The organism is Paenibacillus nuruki, from assembly GCF_001721045.1.
Classification (GTDB): Bacteria; Bacillota; Bacilli; order Paenibacillales; family Paenibacillaceae; genus Saccharibacillus; species Saccharibacillus nuruki.
On the sequence record NZ_MDER01000077.1, the window covers coordinates 1 to 8086 of the forward strand.

6 protein-coding genes are annotated in these 8086 nt (G+C 31.6%); 3 read left to right on the forward strand and 3 right to left on the reverse strand.

Annotated features, from left to right (window positions below; all coding sequences use genetic code 11):
* Together PTI45_RS24240 and PTI45_RS19640 are read left to right on the forward strand one after the other, a co-directional pair.
* The coding region (locus PTI45_RS24240; RefSeq protein ID WP_175425226.1) for a hypothetical protein at nucleotides 1-563 on the forward strand (563 nt) is incomplete at its 5' end.
* Entirely contained in the window at nucleotides 553-1473 is a 921-nt protein-coding gene (locus PTI45_RS19640; RefSeq protein WP_069329289.1) for a restriction endonuclease, read from the forward strand. The genes PTI45_RS24240 and PTI45_RS19640, both read left to right, overlap by 11 nt.
* A gap of 116 nt (nucleotides 1474-1589) precedes the next feature.
* On the opposite strand, the gene PTI45_RS19645 is transcribed toward PTI45_RS19640, so the two are convergent.
* Both PTI45_RS19645 and PTI45_RS19650 read right to left on the reverse strand, forming a co-directional pair.
* Complete coding sequence (locus PTI45_RS19645; protein ID WP_069329290.1) at nucleotides 1590-2351, reverse strand: hypothetical protein; 762 nt, start codon at nucleotides 2349-2351, stop codon at nucleotides 1590-1592.
* Between the two features lie 9 nt (nucleotides 2352-2360).
* Nucleotides 2361-3743, reverse strand: a complete 1383-nt coding sequence (locus tag PTI45_RS19650) for a helix-turn-helix domain-containing protein (protein ID WP_069329291.1) — start codon at nucleotides 3741-3743, stop codon at nucleotides 2361-2363.
* A gap of 119 nt (nucleotides 3744-3862) precedes the next feature.
* Between PTI45_RS19650 and PTI45_RS19655 the strand changes: the two genes are divergently transcribed.
* On the forward strand, nucleotides 3863-4258 hold the full coding sequence (locus PTI45_RS19655; protein WP_069329292.1) for a hypothetical protein: 396 nt from the start codon (nucleotides 3863-3865) through the stop codon (nucleotides 4256-4258).
* A gap of 513 nt (nucleotides 4259-4771) precedes the next feature.
* Here PTI45_RS19655 and PTI45_RS19660 read toward each other — a convergent pair.
* A complete protein-coding gene (locus PTI45_RS19660) occupies nucleotides 4772-7999 on the reverse strand; it encodes an S-layer homology domain-containing protein (RefSeq protein ID WP_069329293.1) in 3228 nt (1075 codons plus the stop codon).
* Nucleotides 8000-8086 lie beyond the last annotated feature (87 nt).

The window sequence follows — 8086 nt, forward strand, 5'->3', positions numbered from 1 at the left end:
CAACTACATTCAATGTAGATGAAGAAATTACAAGAATAAATGTAAGATCAGTTGAGACAATACCTTTTAAGGTGAGTGAGTTTATAGATAACCTATCTACAAAAAATGACTTAATAAAATATAGCATTTTAAAGGCAGCTCGATACTTCCGAAATTATTGCAATTCTGACGATGTAAATAACAACTTTATGGATCTTTCAAATATGCTTAGATCAATTTTTTATGATTTGAAAAATGATCATGAAATAGCTTTTTTTAGTTCTATTATAGTCGCAGGTCATAATTACAATAAATCTGATATGAGTTATGGAGAAATGCGTTTATTATTACGAAATGACTTTGAAGAGTTTTTTAGACTAAGTAATGAATCAGGGAATCAGCTATTAAAGGAAAGAATCTTAGAAAGATTTAAAGTGTTTTGTAAAATTATTTTCAAAGAATTTTTGGACCATAATATTAACTTTAATAAAAATACTGAAGTATCCTTAATAAATATTGCAGAATGGAAATTAGAGTATTATCCTGATGCTGAGCGCATAGGAGGAAAAATTAATGGATACTAATCCTCCAGTTACTTTACAAAATCTTTTGCAACATCTTAATAAGTTTAATTCACAAATATGCTCTATTTATAATAACCAGTTAGAATTTTTAACTAGAGGAATGTTTTTTATTGAGTCTGATGATCTTTATGAAGCGTCTGGTAATCTATTGGAAAGTTCAGTAGTTTTCCAAAATAATAATAGTAATCATTATGTAATAATAAAAAATTTGCATAACGAGATTATATCCGATTCTTATATTATTCATATTATGTCACCTGGAGTTAACAATTTTTTGAAATTAACAGTGAATGAAGCTTATTTCGATTCGACTGGTAGTAAAACTCTTACATCAAGAGAAAGCATCCCACAGGATAATTGCAATCAATATTTTCTTATGGAGAACGTCACTAAGTTACAATATGATCAATTTATAAATCAATCTTTAAACTTTGATTGGGAAAATATTATTGTTCCTTCTACCTGTACTGGCACTGAAAAAGAAGATGCATTTGAGGATTTAGTTCAAGCCTTATTACAGCGCTTGAATGTGAAAAACTACGATCGTATTGGTAAAGGTGCAGATCGTGGCAGAGACGCTTCATTCGAAATGGATTTAGCTGAGTGGTTGCCTAGATCTACTAGTCCAATAAAATGGATAGTGCAATGTAAATATTCTAAAACAAGTGCAAATTTATTAAAAGATGAGATTTTCAAAGAAATGGTTACAGTAATAATGCATAATCCAGATTTTTATTTACTCGTTACTAATAGGAAATTAACACAAGATTTTATAGATTGGTTTAAAACTATTCAAAATATTAGAAACGATTATATACCTTATAAAAGACTTTTACTTCAAAAAGAAGATTTAGAAGCTATTCTTTCTTTAGGAGAATATACATCAATTAGAGAAAAATATTTCAAGTGATACGTATTTATTTTGAAAATAATTGTTATTTATAATGAAAACCATGAGAATCGATTTTAGAAAAATCAATTCTCATGGTTTTTTTGTATACCGAATAATTATTTAAACGACTACTATTAAACTAAAGAATACTGTTCTTTAATCTGTTCAAGCACTAATGCTTCATGTCCGATAATCGTCAAAGCTTTCCGTACACTATGCTCCAGTTCAACATTCTGTAGTCGGTCAGAGTAGAAAAACTTAAGCTGCTTTTTGGTAGAACTTTCAACAGTTAAAATAAAAAGCGATCGGTGAGCATCACGGAATTCATCAAGTACATATCTAGCCTGACTTCCTTTAAAAATCATTCGCTGCGCTGGCAAAGGAATCGTGACTAATTTATCTAGCAGTTCATTACTCAATTGAAGATCTACAGAGTCATCTTCAATCATATTGAAATGTTGCAGATTCTCAAAATTGGCTAACACATGTTTTTGACTGATACGACCATAAAATGTAGTTATAATAACTGCTAGATCTGATTGAACATACGTAAATACAATATCATTATCGATAACTCCTACTGAAGACGTGGCAAAATCAATTCTAGATAAGGATTGATTCAAGTAGTTTAATTTATTGGTGAGTTCAGTGATGCTACTCTCTGTTGAAACGCGTTCATTCCAACGAGCAAACGCATGATCCGATATAGAAATTTCCACGTTAGGATTCTCTTTTTTTAATGCACTGTGAACATAGTAGTTTTGAAAATGATCCAAATGAAATATCTCTGGGATTTCTCGAACATCTTTGATCAGAGCATCTTGCTGTATATTTTTAAAATATTGAAGCACTTGAATACTTTTAGTATATTTTCGTAATAATTTTCTTTGTTCCATCTTTCCACCTCAATATCTTAACCTCGGTAACAATTCTCGATATGTTAATGTCTGATAATATTCATTTTTAGAATGTTCATAAAAAGATTTTAAGAGTTCATTTTGAGCTAATTCTGGTTCTTCATACTCAGCGATCTCATACAGAAGAATACTCTTTTGAATCGATTTTTCTGCTGGATCATTGTAATAATATACTGCATTTTTCAGTGCACTGACAACTGATTCTTTCGAATTTCCTATTAATTTATGAATATTTGCTTCTAGCTTAAATGTGCTTGCTTTTAATTTGTAATCTCTTAATTCTTTATGATATATTTTGCAGTTATCCAGTATTTCAAGAGGTTTTAAATACTGATGATGAGCAATCTCATTTCTGACCCAAAGATGAGCACATTCAATTTTTTTACTCAGTAATGATTCAGGAACTTCTAGTTCCAATAGCGATTTTATTTCCGAGAATTTTAAAACCAATACTCTTTCGTTCGAGTGTTGTATATGGTCAAAATGCAATCCAATTGCCAATAACCAGAGATAGTGTTCCTGGTCACTAGATGAGTGTACGAGCTGCATCGATTTGAGATAATCTTCTTTGGCTTTGCCAGGTTCTTTATTTAATAAATGAATGACAACGGACATCCCTGTAGCTAATTTAATCATTTCGTCTGAAGCGTTTATGTTATTCCTACATCTATCTATATAATAACGCGCTAGATCCAGTTGATTCGTATAGGTATACAAAATAGCAATATTATAAAAAATATATACAGTATCTCCTGTTTCTTCTATAGCTTCTTTTTCAAAATGCAAACAGTTATGAGCGAATTCTAATGCATCTTCTATATGGTTTCTTTCGAATTCAATTTTCAATAAGGCTTGGTAAGCTCTTAATTTCACACTGGGAACGTTCTCACCTTTAGAAGACGAACGAATAACTTTAGAAAAGTGTTGAAAGGCTTTATCCACTTCTTGTGCTTTAAAATAATATTGGCCAAGCAAAAACTGCAAATAAGCATCCAAATGAATTAATGAGAATTCGATGACTTGTTTTTCTATATCATCCAAACTATTTTTTACTTCACGGTATAGACCTGTGTTTATTTTAAATTCAGCGGTTATTAGTTTTTTTCGAGCCATTTCATACTGTTCTGCTAATTGATTAGGTTCAAACTCTAGAAAAGAATCGACTGAAACATTGAGCGCTCTAGCAATTTCTTTTAATTCATCAATAGGGAACTTTACGCGTTTCCCCTTTTCAATATTACTGAGCTTACCACTGGCATATCCTAACCGTTCCGCTACTTCAACCAGAGTTAATTGCTTTTGTTTACGTATTTCACGTATCTTTGATCCAAGCTTCCCGGGATCAATCATTACTAGATCATGTTGAGCCATGTGTATCATCCTTCTGTGTTCTTTTTATCATCCTAACATTTTTACCCCTTAAAAAGATGCACTTCTTCAGAACTCCATCTACAATACTAATATAAATGACAAATTTAAGGAGCTTACTGATGAGAATTTCAATTAACACTGTCCAGCAGTTAACCGTTCAGCAGCGTTACAACTTACAAGCCATTTGGCATCCCACTCATTTGGATCAATATGTAATTTTAGAAAAAGATACTACACCAGTATTAGTTATATATAATGAAAATGATCATTTATATACCAATCACCAAGAGGATGCTTATCCACTATTTTCGCTGGAACAGCTTATACTCATTATCGAAGACTATGCTTCTTTTGATTCGTTAAGAATGATAATGAGTGACTGCTCCTCCTCAAACGAGTTATTCAGTACTCTTTGGGATCAGTTCAAAGTAATTTTGGATGATACCGGGTCTATTGATTTTTTAGATCTGACTATTCCTGTGACTGAGCGTAATCTATCTACCTGGAATCGTTAAGATTGTGCCGGTCTTAACAAAATGCTAGAATTATACTTAATTAATCTTACCAAACTGGAAGCACCAGATCCCTTCAAACGAAGGAGTCTGGTGCTTTTTTAAGGAGAATTGCTATGAGTTTCAATACAATATGTTGTTGCTGCTTTGTATCATTGCTTGTTAGTGAAGTTAGTTGCGCTGTTATTTCGTTGTTTTTGAGTCGCTCTGATCAGCTGACATACAGTTTAATCGGATGCTTGTTAAATATAGTCATTTTATTATGGTTTTATAGATCAGAGTTATTTTATTTGAAAGGTCTTATTAAACATTAAAACGACATTATTTACTTAAATTCTTGTTCTGTGCAGAATAATAAATATACACTACCCTGATCCTAATAACCAAAGTTCTTCATTTTCATTTTGCTTTAGAGATCCTGCTTCTAGAGCTAATAAAAAATTGAAGTAGTAAACGAATGAAGTTCATTTAGTTGTTAAAATGAGGAAGAATACAAAATTCTTCCTCATTAAATGATTATTTTAGATGGAAGTACTCATAAAAATTAGAAATTGCATGCCTTTCCATCATAGTGCCAGTACTAGGAAAAGGTGTATATGTTCTTCCAAGCCTCATCCCACCAGTATTTTTTGCAACTAAACTAAGAAATTCGCCTTCCATAGTATAATTTTCAACTTGATCATCGTATTCACGCTTTTGCAATGCAGCTAATGTGACAGCGCTTGGAGTATATGGTGTTAAAATACTTATTTTGTTACGAGGATTTGTAAAAAATCCAGTTATAAAATAGGGAGCAGCATTAAAAGTAATGCCTTTAACAAAAGTATAATTACCTTCCTCAAAAATTCTATAGGCTATAGTATTTCCCACTAGACTAGTTAGTTTTAAAGAAGCAAGCTCATAAGAAGTTACACTTGCTAGAAATCCTCCTAAAGAATGACCAGTAATATGAATTTTAGAATGTGGATTATTAGAAATAATACTCGCTATAAAACCCTCCGCTTGATAAGCCATACGATTATCATTTGCAAGTAATATCATTGCATCATTGAGGTAATCATTTGTTGCTTTTATTCCCTCTGATGCTTCTGTACCTCTGAAAGCAATGATAATATCCGATCCTCTTTTTAAAGCTATGGCTCCAAACCCACTATCGTACCAATGGCTATCTTTTGCCTTAATTATTTTCCAACCATCTAACTCTATATCTGGATATGCTTCGCTATCTTTAAATCTATTTAGAATATTATCATCTAGTATTCCACCCAAATTAGTTCCTAATAAATGTTGAACATTCACATAACTTAAATCGCTTACTAATACATTATGTCTTTCTGTAATATTATATATCATAGGCAATGAATCGTATTTATCACTCATGCCATCCCCATCAGTATCTTTTATAAGTGGATTAGATAATATAATAAAATAGGTATTTCCTTGTAAGTCTGTGAGAGGAGATAGTACTAATTCTTTCCCATCTTGAATCCCATCATTATCCGTATCATTATCATTAGGGTTTAAACCTTTAAGTATTTCACCATTCCCAATCGGAATTCCATTTAATTCATAATAGTCTGTTATACCATCATTGTCGCTATCTATATTAATAGACTGTTCTAATGTTTCTTTTGCTACATTCTCGTAAGCAATATCAATATTATCAGCAGTTAAAGCATAAAAATATGAGCCGCCTGTTGAAGAAGCAATATGTTTAAGATTTGACTCATCTATATCACTTCCTAATCCAATTGTATAAATAGAAATATGATTTTCCCTAAAATTTTTCAGCATATCTTCGACAAGCTCATTCTCATCGTTTCCCTTTCCATCTGTTAAAAGAACTAAAAATTTATCGTTATCGCTTTTACCATTCCATCTAAATTCATTGAATGACTCTTCCAGAGCAGCATAAATATCTGTTCCTCCAAATCCTTTTACGCTATAAACAGCTTCTCGAACTGTTTGCTTATCTGAAGTTAAATGTGCCCAACTAACTGCAATAAAACTGAATTGTTGAATAGATGCCCTATCATTTGCATCTAATTTACTAATAAAATTATTTACTGCTTGCAAGCGAATATCTTTAGGGTCGTTATCTTTCATACTACTGGAAACATCTATACTGAATATAATGTCAGCATCACGAACTCTACCATTAGATGGATTAACAGAAGGTATTCTAATTTCATTATTCCACACTGTATCCCACTTTTTATTGTTTAAAAGAATGTAGGTGCTAAAATGTTCTACAGTTGCAGTTACAGAATGGGTAATTAGATTGTGCGTTTGATTAGATACTTTCTCTAATAATTGTTTCTCTTTGTTGTAATAAAAGATTGCAGGTTCAAAATCACTAGCTTGTAAGCTAGGGTCATATTCAAAGGTCATTTCAGCTGTGTCAAAATCTATATCTGTAGTAAATTCGTAAGGTGCTCCTATATAGCCAGGAATATTTTTATTTATAAAAGCATCTTCACCATAAACATTTGTGATTACTGTTGTATTGGCTTGTTTTGCCTCAGAAGCTATTATAACCGATGGGGTTACATGAGGATCACTTTCATAAGAAGCAATCTCTGTTTTATAGACTACCGACTCATCACCATCTTTAATACCATTACTATTAGTGTCAGAATTTAAAGGATCCATTTCAAATTTTTCTTCTATAGAATCATCTAGACCATCATTATCTGTATCAGCATTTAATGGATTCGTTTTTTTCTGAATTTCAAAGCCATCATTCCAACCATCAAAATCTGAATCTTCACTGTTTGGATCAGTATTCAATTGCATTTCTTTAATATTATTCAAATTATCAATGTCATTATCTTCTAATGCATCTTTTATACCATTTCCATCAGAATCTGCTTTTAGTGGACTTGTTCCAACTCGGTTGACCTCTTGTCCATCTGTTAAGTCATCTCCATCACTATCAGGATTTTTTTTATCTGTACCTATTAACTCTTCCATGTAATCAGGTAAATCATCTTTATCTGAATCTAAATTGAGATCTAAAGTATTTATGAGTTTTGATATTGTTTGACTACCACCTCCACCAAAGCTAGTAAATGCACTTGATGGGCTACCAGTCGTTATATCATTTGCAACTGGTTTTGGGTTGGTTGTAGGAGATTGATATGTAATCGCCTTATCCAATAATGTTATAGCTTCTGCACGCGTTAGCTGATTCTTAGGCATCAATGTTTTATTTGGATATCCAGTAAGTATAGAATAGTTTAAGACTCCTGCAAAACTGGTGGTTGCCCATGTAGCCACAGTGTTAGAATCTGTATACTCTTTTAAAATATCCAACTTATTTTCTTTTAAATCTAATTTATTAGCTAAAATAACGGCTGCTTCTTGCCTTGTTAATGTTTTATTAGGTTGGAAGGTATTGTTAGGATATCCTTTGATAAACCCTTCATTAACAGCTTGCAAAACATCTTTGTAATACCAATTTTTAGAAGATACATCCTTAAATTGATCTTTTAGTTTAGAAGTATCGTAAATATTTTTATTGTCAAAACCTTTATGCAATAAACTTAAAAATTCTGCTCTTGTAATTGAACGATCTGGATATATTTTTCCATCTTTATAACCTTTTAATATACCTTTAGACATCCAATCTTCCATTAAAGATTCCGCCCAATGCTCTTTTAATTCTGTTGATGCTGCTTTTGCTAAACTTGGCTGCGACAAAATTAGCATTAGTACGAGAATGCAAATACTTAATTTCTTCATTTCCTAGTCCCCTTGTTCTACTTTCAATTTTCAAAAGACAAAAATCCTATTTAATCCCCCAATTGAATAGGACTAAAGATATAATAT

Bases quoted from the DNA above. Each gene is read 5' to 3' on its own strand.
- PTI45_RS19650 (WP_069329291.1), bottom strand. From the start codon at position 3,743: ATGGCTCAACATGATCTAGTAATGATTGATCCCGGGAAGCTTGGATCA.
- PTI45_RS19645 (WP_069329290.1), bottom strand. From the start codon at position 2,351: ATGGAACAAAGAAAATTATTACGAAAATATACTAAAAGTATTCAAGTG.
- PTI45_RS19660 (WP_069329293.1), bottom strand. From the start codon at position 7,999: ATGAAGAAATTAAGTATTTGCATTCTCGTACTAATGCTAATTTTGTCG.
- PTI45_RS19640 (WP_069329289.1), top strand. From the start codon at position 553: ATGGATACTAATCCTCCAGTTACTTTACAAAATCTTTTGCAACATCTT.
- PTI45_RS19655 (WP_069329292.1), top strand. From the start codon at position 3,863: ATGAGAATTTCAATTAACACTGTCCAGCAGTTAACCGTTCAGCAGCGT.